At 36.4% G+C, this 22,802-nt stretch carries 21 protein-coding genes; 10 read left to right on the top strand and 11 right to left on the bottom strand.

Features of this window, described 5'->3' with window-relative positions; genetic code table 11:
- The 9 genes from M0R38_11080 to M0R38_11040 all read left to right on the top strand — a co-directional run.
- Positions 1 to 318 (top strand): hypothetical protein (locus tag M0R38_11080; GenBank protein MCK9482289.1); only part of this gene is annotated, 318 nt, incomplete at its 5' end.
- A gap of 44 nt (positions 319 to 362) precedes the next feature.
- Positions 363 to 725 carry a hypothetical protein gene (locus M0R38_11075; GenBank protein MCK9482288.1) on the top strand — a complete coding sequence of 121 codons (363 nt, stop codon included), beginning with the start codon at positions 363 to 365 and terminating at the stop codon, positions 723 to 725.
- Entirely contained in the window at positions 715 to 1,059 is a 345-nt protein-coding gene (gene tnpB / locus M0R38_11070; GenBank protein MCK9482287.1) for an IS66 family insertion sequence element accessory protein TnpB, read from the top strand. Before M0R38_11075 ends, tnpB begins: the two co-directional genes overlap by 11 nt.
- Positions 1,060 to 1,150: 91 nt before the next feature.
- Complete coding sequence (locus M0R38_11065; GenBank protein MCK9482286.1) at positions 1,151 to 2,857, top strand: IS66 family transposase; 1,707 nt, start codon at positions 1,151 to 1,153, stop codon at positions 2,855 to 2,857.
- 150 nt (positions 2,858 to 3,007) lie between these two features.
- Positions 3,008 to 3,997 (top strand): hypothetical protein, encoded by a 990-nt coding sequence (locus M0R38_11060; protein MCK9482285.1) that lies wholly within the window; start codon positions 3,008 to 3,010, stop codon positions 3,995 to 3,997.
- Positions 3,997 to 4,731, top strand: a complete 735-nt coding sequence (locus M0R38_11055; protein MCK9482284.1) for a M48 family metallopeptidase — start codon at positions 3,997 to 3,999, stop codon at positions 4,729 to 4,731. Before M0R38_11060 ends, M0R38_11055 begins: the two co-directional genes overlap by 1 nt.
- A 47-nt stretch (positions 4,732 to 4,778) precedes the next feature.
- Positions 4,779 to 6,518 (top strand): AAA family ATPase, encoded by a 1,740-nt coding sequence (locus M0R38_11050; GenBank protein ID MCK9482283.1) that lies wholly within the window; start codon positions 4,779 to 4,781, stop codon positions 6,516 to 6,518.
- A complete protein-coding gene (locus M0R38_11045) occupies positions 6,515 to 7,921 on the top strand; it encodes an AAA family ATPase (protein MCK9482282.1) in 1,407 nt (468 codons plus the stop codon). The genes M0R38_11050 and M0R38_11045 overlap by 4 nt, the downstream gene beginning before the upstream one ends.
- A 78-nt stretch (positions 7,922 to 7,999) precedes the next feature.
- Entirely contained in the window at positions 8,000 to 8,980 is a 981-nt protein-coding gene (locus M0R38_11040) for a hypothetical protein (protein MCK9482281.1), read from the top strand.
- Positions 8,981 to 9,405: 425 nt separating this feature from the next.
- Here the strand turns inward: M0R38_11040 and M0R38_11035 are convergent, their stop codons facing one another.
- The 6 genes from M0R38_11035 to M0R38_11010 form a co-directional block, all read right to left on the bottom strand.
- Positions 9,406 to 11,352, bottom strand: a complete 1,947-nt coding sequence (locus M0R38_11035; protein MCK9482280.1) for a hypothetical protein — start codon at positions 11,350 to 11,352, stop codon at positions 9,406 to 9,408.
- 12 nt (positions 11,353 to 11,364) lie between these two features.
- Positions 11,365 to 11,526, bottom strand: coding sequence for a hypothetical protein (locus M0R38_11030; protein MCK9482279.1), 162 nt, complete (start codon positions 11,524 to 11,526; stop codon positions 11,365 to 11,367).
- An 83-nt stretch (positions 11,527 to 11,609) separates the two neighbouring features.
- Positions 11,610 to 11,942 (bottom strand): hypothetical protein, encoded by a 333-nt coding sequence (locus tag M0R38_11025; GenBank protein ID MCK9482278.1) that lies wholly within the window; start codon positions 11,940 to 11,942, stop codon positions 11,610 to 11,612.
- Between the two features lie 73 nt (positions 11,943 to 12,015).
- The gene (locus tag M0R38_11020; GenBank protein MCK9482277.1) at positions 12,016 to 13,590 is read right to left on the bottom strand and encodes a recombinase family protein; all 1,575 of its coding nucleotides are present in this window, start codon (positions 13,588 to 13,590) and stop codon (positions 12,016 to 12,018) included.
- Positions 13,587 to 15,005 carry a recombinase family protein gene (locus M0R38_11015; protein MCK9482276.1) on the bottom strand — a complete coding sequence of 473 codons (1,419 nt, stop codon included), beginning with the start codon at positions 15,003 to 15,005 and terminating at the stop codon, positions 13,587 to 13,589. Before M0R38_11015 ends, M0R38_11020 begins: the two co-directional genes overlap by 4 nt.
- Before the next feature lie 524 nt (positions 15,006 to 15,529).
- A complete protein-coding gene (locus tag M0R38_11010; protein ID MCK9482275.1) occupies positions 15,530 to 15,934 on the bottom strand; it encodes a hypothetical protein in 405 nt (134 codons plus the stop codon).
- Between the two features lie 561 nt (positions 15,935 to 16,495).
- On the opposite strand from M0R38_11010, the gene M0R38_11005 reads away from it, so the two are divergent.
- Complete coding sequence (locus M0R38_11005; GenBank protein ID MCK9482274.1) at positions 16,496 to 17,401, top strand: hypothetical protein; 906 nt, start codon at positions 16,496 to 16,498, stop codon at positions 17,399 to 17,401.
- 311 nt (positions 17,402 to 17,712) lie between these two features.
- On the opposite strand, the gene M0R38_11000 is transcribed toward M0R38_11005, so the two are convergent.
- The 5 genes from M0R38_11000 to M0R38_10980 form a co-directional block, all read right to left on the bottom strand.
- Positions 17,713 to 18,087, bottom strand: a complete 375-nt coding sequence (locus tag M0R38_11000) for a hypothetical protein (protein ID MCK9482273.1) — start codon at positions 18,085 to 18,087, stop codon at positions 17,713 to 17,715.
- 15 nt (positions 18,088 to 18,102) lie between these two features.
- Positions 18,103 to 18,789 (bottom strand): hypothetical protein, encoded by a 687-nt coding sequence (locus M0R38_10995; protein ID MCK9482272.1) that lies wholly within the window; start codon positions 18,787 to 18,789, stop codon positions 18,103 to 18,105.
- A complete protein-coding gene (locus M0R38_10990; protein MCK9482271.1) occupies positions 18,789 to 20,882 on the bottom strand; it encodes a hypothetical protein in 2,094 nt (697 codons plus the stop codon). The genes M0R38_10995 and M0R38_10990 overlap by 1 nt, the downstream gene beginning before the upstream one ends.
- Before the next feature lie 15 nt (positions 20,883 to 20,897).
- Positions 20,898 to 21,206 (bottom strand): hypothetical protein, encoded by a 309-nt coding sequence (locus M0R38_10985; protein ID MCK9482270.1) that lies wholly within the window; start codon positions 21,204 to 21,206, stop codon positions 20,898 to 20,900.
- Position 21,207: 1 nt separating this feature from the next.
- Positions 21,208 to 22,802, bottom strand: a 1,595-nt coding sequence (locus M0R38_10980) for a hypothetical protein (protein MCK9482269.1), incomplete at its 5' end; no start/stop codon positions are given.

The following is a 22,802-nucleotide window of genomic DNA, read 5'->3' as shown; positions in this document are numbered from 1 at the left end:
CTGAAACGGTTCGAGATTTACCAGAAGATGCTCTCCGATTACTTCCATGAGCCACCAGAAAAAGCAGTGAATAGAGTCGAGGAATTTGAACATGCAGTGAAGGAGAAATTCATCAAAGAACCGGCACAGATGAAGCTGCTCATTGTCGTGGACAAGCTCCTTACTGGTTTTGATGCTCCCCCTGCAACCTATATGTATATCGACAAATCCCTTCAGAATCATGGCCTTTTCCAAGCAGTGTGTAGGGTCAACAGACTTGATGGGGAAGATAAGGAATATGGGTATATCGTAAGCGTAATCTCATCGCTTCTATTTTAAAAATGTAAGTTAAAGGAGAATGTTACCCATAGGAGATACTGACTATGGGTAAAATTAATAGACTCAGTGATCAAGAGAAAGAGAATCGATATGAAGTACTTTCGGCTTACCGTTTGTGGTGCAATAAGACAGGGCAACATAGCTCCCCTTTAAAGTATGCTCAAAGTAGCGGTACGAATCATGCCTACCTTATTAGTTGTTTAAAATGGGAATATTCAATTACGAGTAAGCGAGTAATTGCTAAAGGAGGCTTTGCCAAAATTGAGAAAAAGGAAACATCGATTCCCCCTGACTGTGAACCGGTGAGGATTCTTTTCAAATCCTGTGCAATCGAAGTTACTCCACACAGCAGTAAGGCAGCTCTTTCGATGGTACTCTCGGCTTTGGAAGAGACTCATGTTTTTTGACTTTGATCTGTACGACTACTATGTAAAGGTGGGACCTACCGATATGCGTAGCGGAGCACTGAGTCTAGCCGCCTTGGTAGTCGATCATATGAATCTTAATCCTTTGTCTAAATCGATGTTTCTCTTTTGTTCCAAAAGTCGAAGTATTCTCAAGGTTCTGGTATGGGATGAAGGGTTTTGGCTTATGACTAAAAAACTCAACGGCGGAACGTTTCGTTGGCCCCAGGATGAAAGAGAGTCTATACAACTCTCTGTTGAAGATGTAAAGCGTCTCTTACAGGGCCAAGATGTGTTTCGTAAACTTCCTACCAACGAAGGTAAATGGGCCTTTTGAGAAGTCATAAAGGCCTAAAATAAACAGGTAAAAATACAACATAATTTGTTAGGATACTAGTAATTACCTTGTAAATGTGCTATTATTTGGCATGGAAAAAACACCGAATCAAGAAGCACTTACTACCCATTCTTTAGAGGCTGAAAACCGCCTTTTGCATGACCGAGTTACCACCTTGGAAGAGCGTGCTGCAGTCTTGGAAGATGAACTGCAGAGTAAGACAGTTGAAGTTGAACATTGGAAAAGGCTGTACCTTTCTGCTACCCAAAAACTCTATGGTAAAAAGAGCGAGGTTGCCATAAGCGGACAGTTGGTGTTCTTTGATGAAGCAGAGAATGAAAATACTATTGATGTATTGGAACATACCGACTCCGATGAGCAGCTTACTCAAAACAAAGCTACCAGTTCTACTAAAAGATTGAACCGCAGTCGCCTTCTCACTTGTGATGCCGATACCCCTGTGGTTGAATTCAACCATGAAGGCACTGCCCCCTTTTGTCAGTGTGGCTCTCCTATGAAACAAAGCGGCTCTTTTGTCAGAGAGGCTATTGCAGTTATTCCCTCCTCCAAGGTAGTAGTACGCCATGTATATCCGCAGTACCAATGTTCTTCTTGTCAGGGAGAGGAAGGGGAAGAGCGAACTATTACAATTACTGAAGAAGATACCTCTCTGTTGAAAGGGACAATTTGTGAACCATCGCTGTTGGCTACCATCGTAACCGATAAGATGCAATACGGTCTGCCGCTGTATCGACAAGAGCAGCGTTTTAGCTCTTTGGGTATTAACCTCTCTCGCCAGGCAATGAGCGGTTGGATGATGGCAGTTGCCTCTTCTCTTAAGCCCTTGAAAGAGGCTTTGGAGCGTTCGGTACGAAAGTATCCTCTTTGGAATGTTGATGAGACACCCCTGCAAGTATTGAGAATTGAGGGAGAAGAGGAACCCAAGGCGTGTTTCATGGCAGTTCGTGTTACTACCCGAAGAGATTTCTCCAAAGGTCCAATCATCTTTGATTACCTGAGAAACAGAACTAATGCTGCTATTGCTTCTCTTTTGAATGGTTACTCGCATACCGTACAAAGTGATGGTCTTGGAGGGTATGTGTATGCCGCTAAGAGTGGAAACTTTACCCACATAGGGTGCCACGTACATGCCCGAAGGAAATTCGCCGACATTTTGAAAGTTCAAAAGAACCATAAACTCGCCAAAGAGGTCATCGATTTGTATGCAGTATTCTTTCATCATGAAAAAGAGTTGCTTGAGAAGCAAAAAGGGGAACATCCTTTGAGTGAAACAGAGTATCTCTCTCACAGAAAAGAGATACTGGGAAAAGATCTTGAAGCGATACACACTTGGCTTGTGAAGTACAAAAAGGTAGCTATTGCCAAAAGTCCGATTCTCACTGCTATTGATTATTCTCTCAAACGGTGGGATCAGTTGTGTTCTTTTCTTGAAATTCCCTATGCTACCAGTGGAAATAATTGTGCGGAGAATTCGATTAGGCCCTTCGTTTTGGCACGAAAAGGCTTTCTCTTCGCTCAAAGCCCTCAGGGTGCTGAGGCTTCTGCGCTCTATTTTTCGCTCACCGAAAGTTGCAAAGCCATGGGTATTGATCCTCATCGTTACCTTACTCATCTCTTCTCTCAAGCTGGCCGGTGCAAAACCGAAGCCGATTGGGATAAGATGATTCCCGGCAAGGCGGATCTTAGTGGAGTTGACGATTACTATACTCTGTTGAGTAAAGCCAAAGTCGATCCTTTCAAAACGGAACCGTATACTCTGAGGGGCAAGCGTTACTGATCTAAATCCATCATATTGCATGAATCCAAGTCTAGCTCATCTTCAATTAGTAGAGGATGGGCGATGAGTTTACGCATACGGTATATCATCGACTACAAGGACTTGTTCGATAGTCTGAAGAGTGCCTTCTATGATTACACCACTGGAGCTTTGGCTGGATACGATGCCAAGGATATCAGCGGATTCCTGAAGAACAAGCTTGTCGAAGGAAAGAAGAAGCTGGAGAATTCGCTTGAGGCAGTCAAAGCTCTCTGTGAGGCTGTTGATGCACCGAAGGAAGAAGGGGATTTCCTTAATTACTTTGTGGGAGATACTGAATACAAGGATACGCTCAAGGATACAGAACCCCAGAGGGTAGCACTATATAAGATGGTTAAATCACTGGTCAGGGCATATGCGAACATTGCAGATGAGATGGATGAAGCGGGTTATTCTGAACAGGAAGCTCATGCTATCCAGTCTGATGTCTCCTTCTATCATAGTATGAAGAAAGCTGTGGAACTTGCCAGTGGAGACTATATTGAACTCAAGAAGTATGAACCAGCGATGCGCTTCCTTATAGATTCATACATCGGAGCAAACGAAAGTCGTGTTCTTGCTGCATTTGATGATATCAGTCTGGTTGACATGTTGGTGGATAAGGGTGGCGAGGCTATCGAGAAGCTGCCTGAGAATATAAAAAAGAACAAGGAATCAGTCGCTGAGGTAATAGAAGGAAACTACAGAAAAGAGATAGTGGAAAAGGAAACCACCAACCCTGCCTACTATGCGAAAATGAGTGAACTTCTCGATTCTCTGATATCTGAGAGAAAGAAGCAGACAAAAGAATATGAAGAATATCTGCAGGAGTTGATTGCCCTTGCTCCTAGGATAAAGAGTCCCGATAATTCTACCACCTATCCTTCTGGAATAGATTCACCTGCGAAACGAGCACTTTGGGACAACTTCAACAAGGGCTATGATTTTGTCAGTGATGTTCATGATGCCATCATGCATTCGAAAAAAGACGGATGGAGAGACCACGCTATCAAACTTCGTGCAGTTAAAAAGGCTGTAGGGGGAGTACTAGATAAATATAAGGTCGATGAGGTATCGGAAGATGACATTGTTGAGCTTGCAAAGAATCAGCGAGAATATTGATGAACACCATACTGAATGTTGAATCAATTTCCATCCTTGATGTGGATGTTGAGATATACCGCAAGGATATCAAGAACATTCATCTGCGAGTCTATCCCCCCGAGGGATTTGTACGAGCAACAGTCCCTTTTGATATGGATAGAGATGCCATCAGGCTATTTTTGGTGAAGAAACTCAGCTGGATTCGAAAACAGCAGGAAGATTTTAAAAAGGTAGAACGACAGACTCCTAGAGACTTTCTGAAACGGGAGAGCCATTACTTCTTAGGACAACGGTACCTTCTAGATGTAGTTGAAGGCAACGAGAAACAACAGGTTATTCAGAAAAACAAGAAGACTCTTGAATTGCACATTAGACCAGATGCATCTCATCTTAAGGCTCAAGAAATTATGGATGCTTTTTATCGAAACGAACTAAAAACGATTGTTTCAGGTCTCATTGAGAAATGGGAACCGATTTTGAAAGTGCATGTCTCCGATTGGCAGGTAAAGAAGATGAGAACCAGATGGGGGACTTGTAACCCAAAGAAGAAAAGAATCTTGATAAACTTGGAATTGGCAAAGAAACCTCCCAGATGCATTGAATACATCGTTATTCATGAAATGGTTCATATATTGGAAAGAACCCATAATGACTATTTCATCGAGTTGATGGATTCGTTCCTCCCCAACTGGAGAGCATTGAGGCATGAACTGAATAGTCTACCTGTAAGCCATGCGGATTGGAATTATTAAGGATGGATTAATTCAAATATTATCAGGTAGAAAGGAGTGGTAGTACTATGCGTTTGATTTCAATTGAAATTAAGAACTTTCGTGGTATCAAGGAATGTAAATTCGGAATTCCAAATAAGCGAGTCCTTTGTTTCATCGGCGCAGGAGATTCCACAAAGACGACTTTATTAGATGCTGCTAGGTTAAATCTTTTGCAGAGCTGGAGTTTGAACAGTACAGATGCTGATTTCTATCAGTGCGATACGACGGAACCGATTATTATCACATGTTCTTATACCGAGTATCCTGAATCTCTCATCGCGGAGGATAAATATGGACTTTATCTAAGAAGTGTATCGGCAATTATTGGTTCCTTGTCTAAACATCATGATGAGTCTTGGGATGATGAACCGAAGGATGAAGAAGAGACCTGCTTAACTGTACAACTCACAATTGATAGTTCGTTGGAGCCACGATGGGAAATTATATGTAACAGGCTCCAACCTAAAAATCTGGGCCTTGCCGATCGCCGTTTATTTGCATGCAATTCTATTGGGATAGATTTTAATAGTGATTTCGTATGGGGAAGAAATTCAATTCTGCACAGGTATGCTGATGGTAAGGGGGAATTGCGTAGTGCATACCATGAAGCTTTTCGGACAGCATCGAAAGCAATAAATTTTGATACATTGAATTCAATCTCTAGCGCAGTAACCGCAGCAGGAAAGCAATATAGTGTTCCCCTTGAAGGAGAAATTACCAATAAAATGGTGATGAAGCCTAATGGATTCTCTTCTGATGTGGAATTATATGTTGGTGAAGCTCCTTTTTCTCAACGAGGTCTAGGTAGTAGGAGATTGTTATCTATTGGGTTGAATACTAATAGTACAGATGAGGCATCGCTACTACTGATTGATGAAGTCGAAACTGGTCTTGAGCCTTATCGCGTCTGTCAGTTGATAAGCGAACTGAAGCGAAGCCATACAGCTTGTGGGCAAGTGTTGATGACAACTCATTGCCCTAGTGCGATCTCTGAGCTTTTTGCTGATGAACTGATAATTGTCAATTCTCGCGTGGGCATTACCACTATGAATGTAATCGGGAATGCAGATGTATCAAATATTCAAGGAATGATGAGGAGATATCCAGAGGCATTCTTATCAAAGCGTATAGTTGTGTGTGAGGGAAAAACTGAGGTTGGCTTGGTTCGTGCGATGGATAATTATCTATATGCCAAACATGGTTTTCATCTTGGATATAAGGGTGTATCACCAGTGGATGGATCAGGAGGCAGTAGTGCAATTCAACTTGCCAAATTTTTAAATAGATGCGGGTACATAGTCAGCTTGTTAATTGATTCCGATGTTAAAGTTGATAACGATGAAAAACCAGGCTTGCAAAAATCTGGGATTACAATTTTTGACTGGAATGAAGGTTTTTCAATAGAAGAACAAGTGTTTTTTGATGTTGGTAAGGAAGTTGCTGAAAAGCTTATAGCACTAGTTGTAGATAAAAGCAATATCAAAGCAAGACATCAGGAACTAAATTCAACTACCACTGTATGTGATATTGTTGGTGAAAGTCTGATTTTCAAGGAAGGGTTGGATGAAGAACAGCGAAAACGCATAGGGACCATAGCAAAAAACAATAATAAAGATAAACAAAAGAGAGACACATCTTGGTTTAAACGAATTGATCATGGAGAGGAGCTGGGTAGAGTCCTCTTCGAATCATATGATGAAATCAATTCTAAGACTCAGCTAAGAAAAACGCTAGATTCTCTAATCGAATGGGTAAGTGCTCAATGACAGCCGTAGAATTACATACACTTTTAAGTAAACCCAATGGAGCTATCATCGCACCAGCAGGACACGGAAAGACTGAGATGATCACAGATATTGTAGAAGCATCTTCAGGAAGGCAACTGTTGTTGACTCATACTAATGCCGGTGTAGATGCTCTTAGTAAAAGGTTAGAAAAGAAAAGAATACCAAGAACTAAGTATACAATATCAACAATAGCTGCTTTCTGTATCAGATGGTGTTTGGCATACAAGAACACGGCTGGCATTCCAAATTTTCAAGGAATAGAACAGGTAGATTTTAATATTTTATATGATGCGACATCACAGATTTTTATCAACAAATGGGCCGGGAAGGTATTACAAACATCTTACTCAAATATCATCATTGATGAATTTCAAGACTGCACACTTGACCAGCATTCACTTGTATTAATCTTAAATTCTTTTCTTCCCGTTTATATATTAGGTGATCCATTGCAAGGAATTTTTGATTGGGAAAATGAATCGATTGTTGATTGGGATAAGCTTGAATTCGAAATTATTGAAGTTGCAACTGAACCTTGGAGATGGAAAACAACGAATCCTCGACTTGGTGAGTATCTTAAAACTCGAAGGAAAGAACTATTGCCTGCATTGAAAAGAGAAAACGTTACTGTACTAATTGAACCTGTAGATGATTTTGTAAGGGTAATCACGCCAGATTGTTTTAATGGGAATAACTACAAGATTAACAAAGATTACAAATCTATTTTATATATCACTAAATGGCCGGAAGGACAGTTACAGGTTTGCAGGATGCATCCATGGCAATTTCAATATGATGAAAATCAGGAATTACAAGATCTTTTCACATATGCAAAAAAAATTGATAGTGAAGATGGTTTCGTAAGAGCCTTAGGTGCCATTCAATTTTTAGCTACGTGCGCTACACAAGTGAAAAAGGAATTAAAGTCATACATCGATCGTTTAAAGAAAAATAGTTGTGATTTTTCTCGAATAAAAAAGTATGAAGGGATTAAAGAGCCATTGCAATTGTTGTGTCAAAAATTTGATTTTCAGGCAATTAGAGACATACTGTGTTGGACGAAATGTTATTCAAGATCATGTATTTATCGCCGAGAACTCTATCGAGAAATGTTACGATCAATAAATTTCGCTGAAAAACACAATTCTACAATTTATGAAGGTGCTCAATTCATTAGATTGCATCCAGGTCTCAGAAAAAACTATGATGAGTTCAGATGGCTATCCTCCCGAACTGTACTTTCAAAAGGATTGGAGTTTGATTGTGTTCTTATCGATATGACAAACCCACCAAGAGCAAGAGATTTTTATGTGGCGATAACACGGGCCAAATACGAAATCATCTTTATTACATCTACTAAGGAAATAACACTTTCATGTTAAAGAATTACCTAGGAGTATGATTAGATATACTCAATTATAAGGAAGGATAATGTGGTTTTACCGATCTTTACAGCAGAAATGAATAAATTCAGCTTTGAAAATAAGATACCATATGCTTTCGTATTCTCATTCTCGCTTCCTTATGAATTAAGGTTACCTAATAGGCACTACTATTATAGAAATGAAAAAATATCTTATCCAGGATTACAGAGGAGAGAAAGAAAAGTAGTAGTATCACTAATAAATGAAAATTTAGATAAGCAAAAAATAGCTTTAAGGCATTCTACTTACGTTGTTAGTAGCGGGTTAGAGATAAAAGATGAACCAGTTTACTCAATTATAAGATCCAAACTACATTTTATGGTAGAAAGTTTTGAAGATGAGAAGACTGATATTTCTAAAATTTTTAATTCATATAGAGATCAGTTCATTGGTGAAATAATGCAAATCGCATTTGAATTTTTTGTATTCAAGTATAATGAAAGTCTAGGAGGTAAGCATTTCATTATTCCTTCAATTTATGATTGTAGCCATATCTGTTTTATGTTTAAAAAAACCGGGAATTCAGATTTTACATCAGATGAACACCTGCTCTTTTGTCCGAATAAATTTTATGAAATTGGAGAATTTAAGGAAATTCCAATTGAAAAAATTATAAATGACGATTTTAACGTCTGGCGTTATTTTCAGAATTATTCAATTTATTCATTTCGAATTCATGACTATTTTAGTGCGATATTAAACGCCGCAATATCAATTGAATCATGGGTGAATAACTTAATATTCATTAACAATCTTCCCGATACAGGATTCATCAAAGATAATAAGGGGAACTTTCTATCTCTCTATAAAAAGATCAATAAACTTATCGAAAAGAAAATTATTGTTACTAGTTTGAACCTAGTTGAGGTTGAAAATATTATTAAAAAAATACTGGAACCAAGAAATGAAATCATGCATGGGAAGGTCTCTGATTTAATGATAATGAAAATGAGTGCTTTGAATTCACAAAAAGCGTTGAGTGATTTTTATTGTGTATTAAAAACCAATAATTTATAATCTTAAGATACACAAAAAGTCTTTTCCTCTGTGTGCGTATCCGATGGTTTCAAAATACACGAGCTCTCAATTCCACGAGTGCTTCCTCGCTGAAAAGCCCTCTTCCAAAATCACCAAGAAGGTCTGAAATCCTCAAAATAAAGCATTCTAGAGAAGTATTTGGCCTATCGTACTCCTAAACCATTGTATCAAAACCTACGCAAACACCTCTGTAACATCGACACCTGCGATACGCTATAGTGTTATGTATAAAAGAGTTAATAACCGTTCACATTAAGTCGATTTAGTTAAAGATACCAATTGAAAGCATTGTAGTAAGTTACAATTTATCATTGAATCTTGGTTGCTTCTTAGGGTTACAGTAAACGACCTTTCTAATCACATTCTGGTGCTTACCAACCCCTGAATTCCTACATTGAGAATAATCAAGACATATCGATTTGCCTAGATGATACTATACACAACTCATCATTAATTTTAATGATAAAATTTATAAGAAGTAGTAAAAACAACATATAGTTGTCATGATGTTCTTTTGAGTTTGGTGTGGTTCTATTAATATTTCCATGAGAATATTTATTGCGAATAGCAAGGCTGTCAGTAAAATGATTGTTTAGGATATAATTATAAACATCACATTCTTGCTCTGAAAAGAGTCGTCGTTCTTTTGGTATTTTTACAAACCCCTTTAATTCTAGATTTTTCAAAATTTGCTGCGTGCTACTACCAGTGTGCCACCAACTAATATATCCATTTTCAAATAAGTCATAGATAATGAAAGAGGGTTTTTCCAATAATATTTTTTGTTCTTCTGTGATTTTAACAAAGCCATTATTGTTTAACCATTGAATTTCTTGAATATGAATAGGATTATAGTCTTTTAACGAAACGGATTTTTCTTTCAATAATAATTCAATGAAACTATTATAAGATTTATCTTCACTTTGAAGATAACTTAACATGCTTTGATTAGAGCATAAATAATGAGAAGCTACATCAAATAACTTGTCTTCTGGGTATACATATTTATGTGGAATCAGTGAAGATATTAAGTTAATTGGAATTATATCTGAATCAAATTCGAGAAAGCTTCCATTTTCGATTCCTTCGGACGCATAATGGTGGTACATCCTCATGAGAATTTCTAATTCAGGAGCAATAATTTTACATTTTTCAAGGTAGGTTGTATTTTTCGTTGGCATATGAATTTGGAAACCATTTATTGAAAACTCTTTTGGCAAATATTCAGAAAAAAAGTATTCTATTAAATTCTCAATAGAGATTCCAATCACTTTTTTCATAAAATGATAATAAGCTGATACTTGAAGTATTTTAATATTAAAATTTTGATTGAATGTAAAATTCGGATTAAAGCCCCCTTTTAAACCTTGACCACTTAAAAAGTCGATTAGAGAGTGATTTCGGTTATTGTTGTACAGCATAAACCTCATCTGTATAGTGTCAACAAAACCAAAAAGGTATATAAAATTATTCAATAACGTTGGGTAGTCCTTATTGTTGATAATCCAGTCTGAACTATATGAAATAAAAACCTCCTTATTCTCATTCTTAATAATATATCCAGCTTTTTCTTCTACCTCTGGAGAAAATGAGACTCCTAAAGAATATTCAACTATTTGGGGATTGTTTTGTTTAAATAATTTTTCACGTATTAAATGATATTTTTGTTTTGCAAGTATTTTAGTTTTCTTATTAATTTTTTTCCCGTTAATTTGTGGGAATGACATTATTCCCTCTAAATTACGTATAGAAGCATTGTCTTCTTCTAGGTATTTATTCATAATCAATTCGATGGTATAAATATCTAAATTTGAAGGTAAGAAAAATTTTGGAGAAAAATGCTCCATAAATACATAATGGCTAAGAATAAGTTCTAATGCATCTTCATCCTTCTTGAATCTATCAATAATAGACAATGCGAACTGATTAACAATGGATTTGCAAAGAAGGATATGGTAGAGAGAAAAAGATGCGCTTAATACTTTGAAATATGAATCGCTCCAATCTTTAGATATATTGTAAATTCCGATTACTTCCCAAAAGTCTACTTTGTACTCTGGGTAAATATTTGAAACACACTCTGTAAGAGTGTTTTTATGATTTGCAATCCATTGAGGAATAATCACTTTGAATTGAGATATCTGATGTTGGTAGTTATCTATTTTTGTTGAGTCCCAGTTTTTACTATAGATCTTATTGTTTATAAATTTCTGGATATTATAAAGTTCTATTATGTCATTTAAATTTTGAGGAATAATTGCTGAGTTTAGGACGTCCTCAATTCTACCCAAAAAAGTACCGAGCGAAAGATCTGAGGCAGAATAAAATTTAACTCGATTTCTATTGATCATGTTCTAAACATTTTAAACATTAATTCTTGGAGAATCAAACCTTTTTACCCCTTCCTCAATTATACCATTTATCAAACAAAATCTTAAAAACTCGCTGTCTGGAATCAATGTCAGTAGCTCATCAATCTTTTGCCAGCTTTCTTTAGTTAAAGTAATTTTACGTGTTTCCACCATAAATTTTTCCTCCTACTAACAAACAATGGCAAGAAGATATATTCCGCTTCAGATAATTTATGGTTAGTTAAGAGAAATTTAACTTATTGTTCAATTTGTAATGGCCAAGTTTGTTTAACGGGGTCTTTCAAAGCATACGCTCTGGATTTGTGAAGTCCGTAATTTATTAATATGAAACCATCGCACTGGGGAGGCATCTTTGGGATTTCAAATGTTGAAAGGCCATCAACATCAATAATTACTGGTCTTCGTATATTGACGAAGAATCCCGATACATCTGTATCTAGCTTGCGATTTACAAAAAGGTTACTGTTTGGTCGATAATAAACAACCTCAGGTTCCCCATTTTCATTTATTGCATAAGATGCTCCTCTCTCTAGTAAGACTTTTAGTTTTGCTTTTTTTGAGAAGAACATATAAATACCTTCCTATAAAAATTAAATGTGGTTTTAATATTATCACGTAATTTTTTAACTACAAATGAGAATGTTAAACTTCCATTCCATTTTTTAAGGTAAAGCGAATGTCGCCATTATCGTAGACTGTCACATAATCTACGAATGAAATCCAAAGACTATCAGAAAAATCAGTAACAATATCTTTTTGTTTGTTAAGTTCTTTCAAAAATAACTCTGACTTTGTTTTGCGATATTGTTTGCTTTTTATTGTTTCATCTAAAACTGTTATCTTTTTGCTAGTCTCTGCATATTGGATTGAAATTTCTTCATACCTTTCTTGATAAACTTGCTGGTCCAATTTGACTCTGGCATTTTCCTCGGTTAACTGGTTGAGCATTGTTATGAGGTTTGTTCTTTTCTCTATGGCTAAATTAAGTTGTTCTTTTTCCTGAGAAGGATTAAATACTTCATCTTTTATTTCTTCAAAGTTTTTGATAAGAGTTTCTTTATTTTGTATTAATTTATTTAAGGCTTTGACAAATAATTCTTTGATTAGCTCCTCTGTGCAATGTGGAGTAGGGCACTTATTATATCTATCAATATATTTGTCGTTACATTGCCAAATTTGCTTTCTGTAACGTTGGTTGGAGTGCCAAACTTTTGGACCAAAATTAGCCCCACAAGAGCCACACTTTATCCGCCCAGAAAAGATATGTTTTCCCATGTTCATTTCCCAATTACCCGAGCGGTATTTAATCTCTTTTTGGACCAAGTCAAATATCTTAGGGTCGATAATTGCCTCGTGATTTTTTTTAACGTAATATTGTGGGATTTCTCCATTGTTTATTACAGGTCTTCTAGCTAAAAAGTCAGCAGTATAATATTTTTGAAGTAGAGCATCTCCTTTGTATTTTTCGTTCATGAGGATGCTTTTAATGGTTGACGGAGACCAATGTTTGTTACCGCTTACTGTTGTGTAACCTTCTTTTTCTAGGAGTCGAGCTATTTCCCTATATTTGCCTCCATTAAGGAATAGGGAAAATATAAGTTTAACTATTTTTGCTTGTTCTGGATTAACTTCAAGTTTCCCATCAGGCCCTTTCTGAAATCCTAAAAGCCGGGTAAATGAAACTGAAACTTCTCCATCCGCAAAACGTTTGCGTATTCCCCATTTGACGTTCTCTGATATGGAACGAGATTCTTCTTGGGCTAAAGAACTCATAATAGTTATTAAAAGCTCTCCCTTACTATCAAACGTTCTGATTCCCTCTTTTTCAAACATCACTTCTACTTTGTGTTCTTTGAGCTTACGAATAGTAGAAAGGCTATCAACTGTGTTGCGGGCAAAACGGCTAACTGATTTGGTTATGATTAAATCAATCTTTCCTTCCAGTGCATCATCTACCATTTTTCTAAAGCCTTCACGACGAGCGGTACTTGTTCCACTTATTCCTTCATCAGTGTAGATGCCAACAAACTCCCATTCAGCATTTGCTTTAATCATGTTGGTGTAATAATCAACTTGTGCTTCATACGATGAATACTGATCTTCACTGTCTGTTGAAACTCGAGCATAACCAGCAACTTTACGTTTTTGGGTTAATACGTTTTGCTCTTGTGCTGTTGCAAACTGAGGGGATGCAGGAATTACACGTATTTCTCTCATGATGTAACCTCTTTGATGTTATTTGATTGTTTTGCCATTGATTTTCTGTGGGTCCAAGAATCGAACCTTGCAGTATTCTTCCAAGGCGTCGATATTACTTCACCAGATTTCAGCTGAAACTCTAATGTGTTAGTGAATACCACAATGTTTTCTATGAGGGTTTCTACCCATTCTTCTTGAAAAGGCTCTTCTTCCGATGCATTTGCTAGGGGGGCTAGGTGAGTGCAGCAGAGTTGTCTAAGGGTATAAACAGGCAAGTTTTTTGAACAACAAGCCTTTGCTCCATTGTTCCTTTTGTTGGAGCATTTATAACAACCTTGTTGAAATTGAGTGAGTTCTTTGTTTCCTGAGTTCGGGGTGTAGGTTAAAGTATTATTACAATAACCGCATATTATTTTACCAGTGAAGCAAGTGGCACGTCGCCATCTTACAGCGCCTTTGTTTTTTCTACGTTTGCGTTCTGCTTTTACTTGTTGATATAGTTTCTCATCGATAATGACTGGATGTGTTCCCTGAACTTCGTAACGAGGCAATTGGCCTTTGTTTATTTTTTTAGCATGCGTTATGTGGTCATCTATAAAAGTGCGTTGAAGGATACTAAAGCCACGATACTTTTCCTGAACTAATATTCTGTGAATAGAGGTCTTTCCAAAAGGTAATCCTTTTCTATTCAATATCCCCCTTTTAGCTAATGCACCAGAAATCTCTGTAAGAAGCATTCCGTTAGCAAAAGATCGATACATATAACGTATGGCTTCAGCTTCTTTTTCAATAATTTCAAAATGATCATCGACCCATTGATATCCATAAATGTTGTAAGCAAGAAATTCTCCTTTAGCAAACTTCTTGCGTATGCTCCATTTAACGTTCTCACTAATAGATAAACTTTCTTCTTGCGCATAAGAGGCTAGGATAGATAACATCAACTCTCCATCTGCAGATAAGGAGTCTATGCTTTCCCTTTCAAAACGAATTGAGACATTCAGTTCTTTTAATCTTCGTACGATTTTTAGTAAATCAATAGTGTTACGTGCAAAACGGCTGATTGATTTGGTGAGGATAATATCAATGTGTCCTTTTTCACAGTCAGCAAGTAGCCGTTGTAGGTCCTTACGTCTTTTTACACTAGTACCAGATATTCCTGCATCAGCATAAACACCTGCATATTCCCATGCAGGATTTGCTTGTATGTATGAACTGTAATGGCTGATTTGGATAGAAAGAGATTGTAGCAGTTCATCTGAATCAACTGAAACCCGAGCATAAGCAGCTACCCGCTTTTTAGACGGGGATGGCATGGAGCTATTATTTAATTTGATAACTTTTGGCTTCAAAGGTTTTGTACTGTTATTAGTTAAATTAAGATTACCAGCACTTTGAAATTCAGTTGTCAGGTTATGAGAATGCTTTATCATCAACACTCTCCTTGTAGAACCGATTGTTTATGTAGCATTCGTGACTACAGTACTTTCGACTTGAATCCCCATAAACTGAAAAGCCTTTACCACAAGTTTTACAAGTGAAGTGGTAGATTGCTTTTGATGAACGATTTACTAGATACGTATGGGAGTTCCACCATTTCTTGCGACAAGGATCTGAGCAAAATATGCGTTTCTTTCTTTTTGGAGTTTGTTTAATCGGGATGCCACACTGTTTACATAGAGAATTAGAATTCGATTCAGGAATAACTAAAGTGCCTTTTTTTATTGCTCTGGAACAGTAGCTTCTCACAGTTTCTGCATTTAGTGATAAGGCTTCTGCTATGTGCCTGTATGTGCAGCCGTAGCGACGCATTTCGTTGATTTGATGCTTCTGAATATCAGTCATTTTTGTCTCCTCTAAAAAGTTTGTTTTAATCATTATCGGCAGAGGGTTATTTGTTTAACTTGTTGTCCAATAATGAATTGTATTGTATCAATGGCTTATGTTGCTTCTATAGTCAACCGATATTCTCTGTTAATAGGCTTATGGGAGGAGCATACTCTTGTAGCAATAAAGTTTTGAACTTATTGAATTCCTCATCAGTTAAAAGATTTTGTTTTGCCAAACTTTTAGCAATTGCCAAAGATATTTGAAATTGAAGTTCAGAATTAAATACATTATTGTCCATCTGACACTTCCCGGTAATAACGGCTATTGATATAGCATTGATGACTACAATACTTTCGATTTGGATTTCCATAAGCAGAAAAAGGCTTGCCACAATCCTCACAAGTAAAATGATGTAATGCTTTGGAAGATGGGCTAACGAGATAAAGATGAGAATTCCACCATTTTTTACGGCAAGTATCAGAGCAAAATAAGCGTTTTTTTCTTTTAGGTGTTTGCTTAATTGGGATGCCACATTGTTTGCATAAGGAATTAGAATTCGATTCAGGAATAACTAAAGTGCCTTTCTTTATTGCTCTGGTGCAGTAGCTTCTCACAGTTTCTGCATTTAGTGATAGAGCTTCTGCTATATGTCTATATGTGCATCCGTGGCGACGCATTTCAATGATTTGGTGTTTCTGTGTATCAGTCATTTTTTACTCCTGCCTAATACCGAGAAAGCGTACCTTTGAATAAAATATAGAAATTAATCCTTGGAATTATTGTTTTTCATTTTGATGGATCAATTGGAAATACGAAAGATCGCAAAAAAGCTTTGGATTATGCTACCGAAAATCAAAATATAGTATAAAAAAACATAAATGAGCATGTGCACTCAATCAAGCCTTTTAGAATTTAGGCTTCATAGCTAGCCAATAACAATAATGTAGGTTGTGTAAGTCATTTACATTAAGGGATTCAGAAGGCTATCATTTGATAGAACCCTGAAGGAAGTTGTTAATGACTAAAAAACCTTTATGAAACCGAATTGGGAAAGCTGTTAGGATATAAAACTTTACCAGAAAGGAGAAAAGAAATGATTGAAGATATTAAGAAACGCACTTTAGATGATGTAAGAGCAGCCTATGAGAAATACTTGAATAGACAGAACTTATCCCCAAATACGATTGCTACTTCTTTAACTAATGCTTTTTATATTTGGCGCAAGCAGGGAGCCGATTCCTTTTGGGATGTTGTCTTTTCTGATAACTTTGAAACTCTTAGTAAAGACGCTTTACTACATATTTTACGTCAACAATCTAACGGAAATGCAGAAGCAAATATAGCTAACTATATAGCTCATTTGCGAAGATTTAGACGATTCCTTGAAAGTGAGTCTGTCATTGAGGTAACGGAAACAGAGCTAGTACTTCCGCCTCCATCAGTTGAACAGGTTGAAATGTATCTTGCAAATTGGCAAGATCTTGAAGATTATCGTTTGCAAGAGGGTGCTCTTAATTTGTTGTTCTTGGAGCTTAGCCCTAATAACGATAATATTTCAGATATTCTTCTTAAGGTGTCCGTTCTTAATGATTTTTATAGCACCAACATCTTTAAGGTTTTCCCCGTTGCAAAACATATCCTGTCATTAAATATTGATGAGCGTCTTAGCAATGAAGATTTAACTTTGGTGGATGACATAAAGAGAGTTGATATGGGCGATAGAGTATTAAACTTCTATTCATTTGCGTCGAAGTATTGCAGTCATCATAAACCACGTAGCTATCCTATTTATGATAGCTATGTGGATAAGGTGTTACGTTATTACCGGAGAGTTGATAATTTCGCTGATTTTAATAATGAAAATTTGAAGGATTATACTCACTTTAATTCGATATTGGAAGATTTCCGAAGCTTCTATAGACTAGATAACTACAATCTCAAGGAACTTGATAAGTATATTTGGCAGCTTGGCAAAGAGTATTTTGGTCGAAATAATTAACAAAAACTCCTCGATGCCTTTAAAGTGAGTAGAAAGATTTTGAAACTTTAAAGCAGATCTTGATAGGCTTATTAGTTTTTAAGCCTCTGCTCACAACTTAGCCACATGTGTTGGACACAAAGATTAATTAGAAAAGATGTTAATTATAATTTTGTATGTCATATCTTTCACTCCAGTATTTAAAAGTATATGTTTACAAAATCTTTTACATGTTTTCCGTTTAATCGGAAAAATAAAACAAATTAAGTTAGGTGTATAATGAACATGCAAATAATGATTTGACGTTAGAGCATTTATCATTAATTACTTAATCAATCTTCCAACACATCAACCGCATCAATTAAATTCAAATATTCTTTAACAAAAGGATATAATATAGCTCTTTGTTCACTTTCTAAAAGTGGAATTCCATCAGTAAATATTGTATCAGCCCTGAAACTAGCAACCCATCCATAGAGTATATTGTTTATTAGTGTATTTGCAGGACTTCCAAAAGCTGAAATACTACCCACCTCTTGATTTAACATTTGAGCAGACTCTCTATTAGGATAAGCTGCCAATTTGAATACAACTATAGTGTTGCCATCTAAGTTTCCAAAGTTAACATCTTCAATTCTCCAATATGCATCAGGAAAATCATAATGTAGATGATTGTGTTCTTTTTTTAAGAGCATTTTAAGTGCCATAAGCTTGATTCCTTTTTAAGTTAATAATCGCCAATCTTGACCGGATAAAATAGGTGAACCTTTAGAAAGCTCTGGATTCAAATAAGCTGAAACATCTGAAGGCTGAAGGTTTGTACCAGTATTATAAATAGCAACTGAGTTTGAAGTTAGGGTTGTACTAGATGACAAAGCTGTTTTAGGTGTTGCTCTAATCAGTTTACCTTTAAAATAGTCGTTATATCTTTGCTCACCCATATAACCCATGTTTGCTATTCTTAATTGGCCCCATCCCCAGTCTTTATTTCTATATTTTCTGACTCTCAAAAGCCATAAATGGTTATTGCCATGAACAAAGTCAAAATAAACAGATCCACTGCCACCATTAGTAGCACTTGAGTGTTGTTGACCTACTTCTACATTATGGCCAAACACTGACTCTCTTTTACCGGAGTTACCTTCTATTGTTCTTGTTGCAACGTGTGTCCAACCAGAGCTAAAACTTGTTGCGTAATAATAAGCAATTTCCATTTTTGGCTGATTTAAAAATCTATAGGTTGCATAAGTAGTGGCTATAAAACAGGGAGAGTAAATATACCAATTGCGCCAAGAACTCCAAGAGTTTTGTGTAGGTAGGGGAGGAACAAAAGCTCCATCCCCTGATAATGTCCAAGCAACTCCACCAGCTAGGTTTGAAAATTTTATTAAATCTTTAGCTACACTCATTAATTAAAAACCGCCCCATATACGGTGTCGGCATTTATCGTTGAAGCGTTAATTGGACCTGTTTGAATAGAACCAGATATAAGTTCATTGGATAGATACATTGATCTGAATCGTTTTAGAGTTTGTCCAATATCATAAGTGGCATGAAGCCAAGGAACTATCCACATAGACTCAATACCTCCATCCATAGCTCCTAAAACAACTTCATTTATGATTTTTAACTCTGTATAAACACCACTGCTTGTCCCATTAATAAATTTGCTTACAAACACTTCTTCAGTTCCGGTGAAAAACACTATCCGATCTGCATCTTTTCTTAATCTTGAGACTGCGTAATTTTTACCATTAATTTTAATCTCTCCAGTTGCAGCAGAGTTTGTACCAACAGGAACATTAGAAAACAAATCATAAAAGTCACTACCTGAACAATATTTTTTTAGAGTAGGTGAGTCTTGATTAATAGAATCAATTTCAAAAGGTTTTGAGGATGAAAGATAATAAGCATCGGGTTGAAAGGCGACAAACTTATAAGAGTTATTATCATCAGTTAAGACCAGACCGTTAAAAGTTTGGTTAGTTAGAACTCTTAGGTATTTACATGTTGCTGTCCCACTTCCCCAAAGTCCCCCGTTACGCACCCAAATTGTAAAATCAGGTCTTGTACTATTAATTGAATAGCTACCCGCATATTCTCCGCTACCTTTACCAGAAAACCAAAGTTCCCCTTCACTTTTTTCAGGGTATATATAAGAAGGTTCATCTGAGGTACCAATATTTTCCCGATAATCTAAGTCTTGCTCCATCTGCTTTGCAGTTTGTCCAGTTTTGCTTCTCCAGAGTCTGCGTTGAGCGAAGTTATTCGTATAACTAAGACTCCATTCAACTCTAAAGAGACTGCCAAACAACCAGATGGGAGTTATCCTATTTAAAATTTTAGGGTCACTAAAACCACCTGCAGGACTTACATTAGCTGATGCACTTCCCAAAGAGTGAAGTAGTACTCTCTGATTATTTCTACGAGTTGCTAGATTAAAAGTGTAGTCTTCTATTGTTCCGGATATACTTGATCTACTATCGGTTGCTGGTATTAGTTCACACATTTCTGAGTATTTAAAAATAGTTGGATCGATAGAAGTAGATGGGATTGTGGTCCCTGTTACTTTATCAATTGTTCTAAACCCATCAGAATTAAACCGACCAAAAACATCAGCGTTTTTTGCCATTAAAGAAGCAATCTTAGCAACTCCTGTAATACCATCAAGATGAAAACCTGTATCTGGATAACCGTTGGGGTCAACAGTGTATTGCTCTGATTCAAGTCTCGATACCCAAAGATTTTTAATAAAGGCTTCCATTGCAACAATCGATTGGAAAATTTTATCTATATTCATAGCTTCGGCCAATGCTTGAAGCTGTGCACTATCAGCATTAGAATTTCTAAGAATTTCCATAAACTGAGAACGTACAAATTGCTCTAAACTCATAGCAGGGGTGATTTCTGCATTAGTTATGATTAGATCTTCAACTAAAAACCGACCTATAACTACATCACTTGTAATTTCAACATTTGAATTGAAATCTCGCCAGACCATTCTTTTTGAAGATGTATTTAAAGAAGTTTCTGCTTCTAATTTGGCAAACCTAATTAAGCCTGAAGCATTGGCTAAAATATAACCTTGGCCGGAGGTAGTGACAGTATAAGACGTTTCATCTAATAGGTAGCATGAAGTACCTAAATAGATAATGCCTGTGGGATAACCAAATTCTCCTTCAGAGTCAAAGCCCGAGACAATGATAGTGGAGCTATCAATGTTTACACCAATCGCTCCAGGAGTTCCACTAGGTCCTGGCTCTCCTCTTTCTCCAGCAAGGCCTGTTATCCTTATTGGCTCTGTCCATGATTCAAATGTTCCATCTGCATTTATTTTTCTGGTACGTTTCCATACATAATGATCTGATTGTTCTTCAGGCACAGTAAAAGACCAACCTTCAATAGGAGCATCAGTGTGAGATGAACTTGAAGCAAATTGCTCTTCATAAAATGAGCCGTCTAGAATATGGGTAATTGTTAATTGGCCAGTACTAATAGCCATTTGTTATCTCCTTCTTTAACTGATAGAACAAACAAAAGTTGACTTTCCTTCAACATCATCAATACCAACGGATATTGTCTTACCAACTTTGAAAGGACTACCATCGGCAAAGGTGCGTAAGTTTCCATCTTTATCTAAAACTTTCCAGCTATAGTTATATTTAGTTCCTGATTCATCTATTTCTTTGTTGTTTTGAAAAAGCTTGGCAACAAGACTGCTGTGGCCAATTCCATTTTTGAAAACTGCTCCACCAGAAGATTCAATAATTAACTGAATAGGATCGTTAAAATCCATTATTGTAATTTGTCCAACAAGGGCTGCCATTTTATGTTTCCTTTATAAGTTCACAGAAAAAAGTACTTTTCTCGGTTACATCATTTTGTGTAATTACTAGTTCTTTAGTGCCTTTAGACTGTTGTTTGCTATTCCATAACGCATCTGAATGTGAATCAGAGGAAGTTCTATACCATCTAAAATCAGAATCTGAGAAGCTGTCTGTTATGTCATTGCCACCTTTTAATACTTGGACTCTTAGTGTAGTTTCGAAGGGTTCACTCATCCTAAAAACAGTCCCAAAGCTTGAAATAACTTGAAGAATTAAAGCATCTTCTCCGGCAGGACCTTTTTGGCCCATAAAGTCGCTTTGGCCTTTATTAATACTTTGAGAATGGACAGAGGCATTTAAATCAAATTGTGAAATCCCAACTGCAGAATATTTAATTATGGCACTTTCATCTGTGTAAGTTTTTGCAACCAGTAAGACGTTTACGTTTAGATTACTAAATGCATTATCAATTACTTTTACTATGGAACCTAAATCAAGATCTCTTTTGGAGTAAAAAGTGTATTGTGAATTTGCATATCGATGGTACTGGCATAGTCTGTTGGCATGTTCTTGTGCCAAAGCTCTACTGTGAACAAACTCAAGTTCTTCGCTTATTAAGTTGTCTGAACTTTCATCTCCTTCAATAACATCTGCAGTTCTAAGTATGTTTAAGTCTTTGACAAAAATGATATCTGCATAGGCATCCATCTTTGTTATATAGTAGGGCAACTGTGAACTATTGTGAGCTTCTATTTGTAAATATGGACCACCGGCTTTGGTTATGTTGCAACTAATACTTCCACTTTGGGCGACAAAGTCGACTGTGATATTCGAAATTGATATTATTTCATTACTGCCAACTATAGAAGATTCACTGGATGCATTGCAGGCTTCGATTAAAGGAGAGTTGCCAAAGGTATCTATTTGATTTTCTATCCATTGCTGTAATGTATAAAACTCAACTCCATCAAAATAATGATTTCCTTCTAGGTTGAAATTACAGTATGGATAAGTTTCTGATTGCCCGGTAGTGTTGCGATAAACTAGATAATTACTAGCAGTCCCTAATTGCTTAAAAGAGACTCTGGCACTTTTATAGCTACGTATCTTTTTATTAAGTGAGATTGCTTTTCCTCCAACAACATACAAATCATCTTTGTCTAAAATTGGAAGGTCCGCAAAGTTGGAGCAATTAATTTCAAAAAGCCTAAGGTGGCCTAACTCATCAAAATAATAAACATAGCCTAATTCATAAACCAACTTTTCTAAAAGTTCTTTACAGGTAACAGAGCTATCAACTAACTTAGTGATCTTATGATTTAATGGATAGTTTTTATCACTGACAACAATGTTGGCAACATTACAGATTTGTAAGATCGCTTCATCTGCTTTACAGTTGAACAAGTGTCTACCATTTTTGATAAAAGATTTTCCTAATAATCGAGAGCCAATATCTTCAATTGTTATTTCTAAAGCTTGCTTTCCTCTTTGGGTAATTGTCCAACTAAAGTTAGTTGAAATATAGCCTGTGAACAAAACTTGCTCATCATCTTTTAGGATTGCCTTAACATCACCATCAGTTGCAATGATATCCT

The sequence above is a fragment of the Bacteroidia bacterium genome (genome assembly GCA_023228875.1).
In the GTDB taxonomy this organism is placed as follows: domain Bacteria; phylum Bacteroidota; class Bacteroidia; order NS11-12g; family UBA955; genus JALOAG01.
The sequence above is the reverse complement of the archived record's forward strand: the minus strand, read 5'-3'. Positions and strand labels throughout refer to the sequence as shown.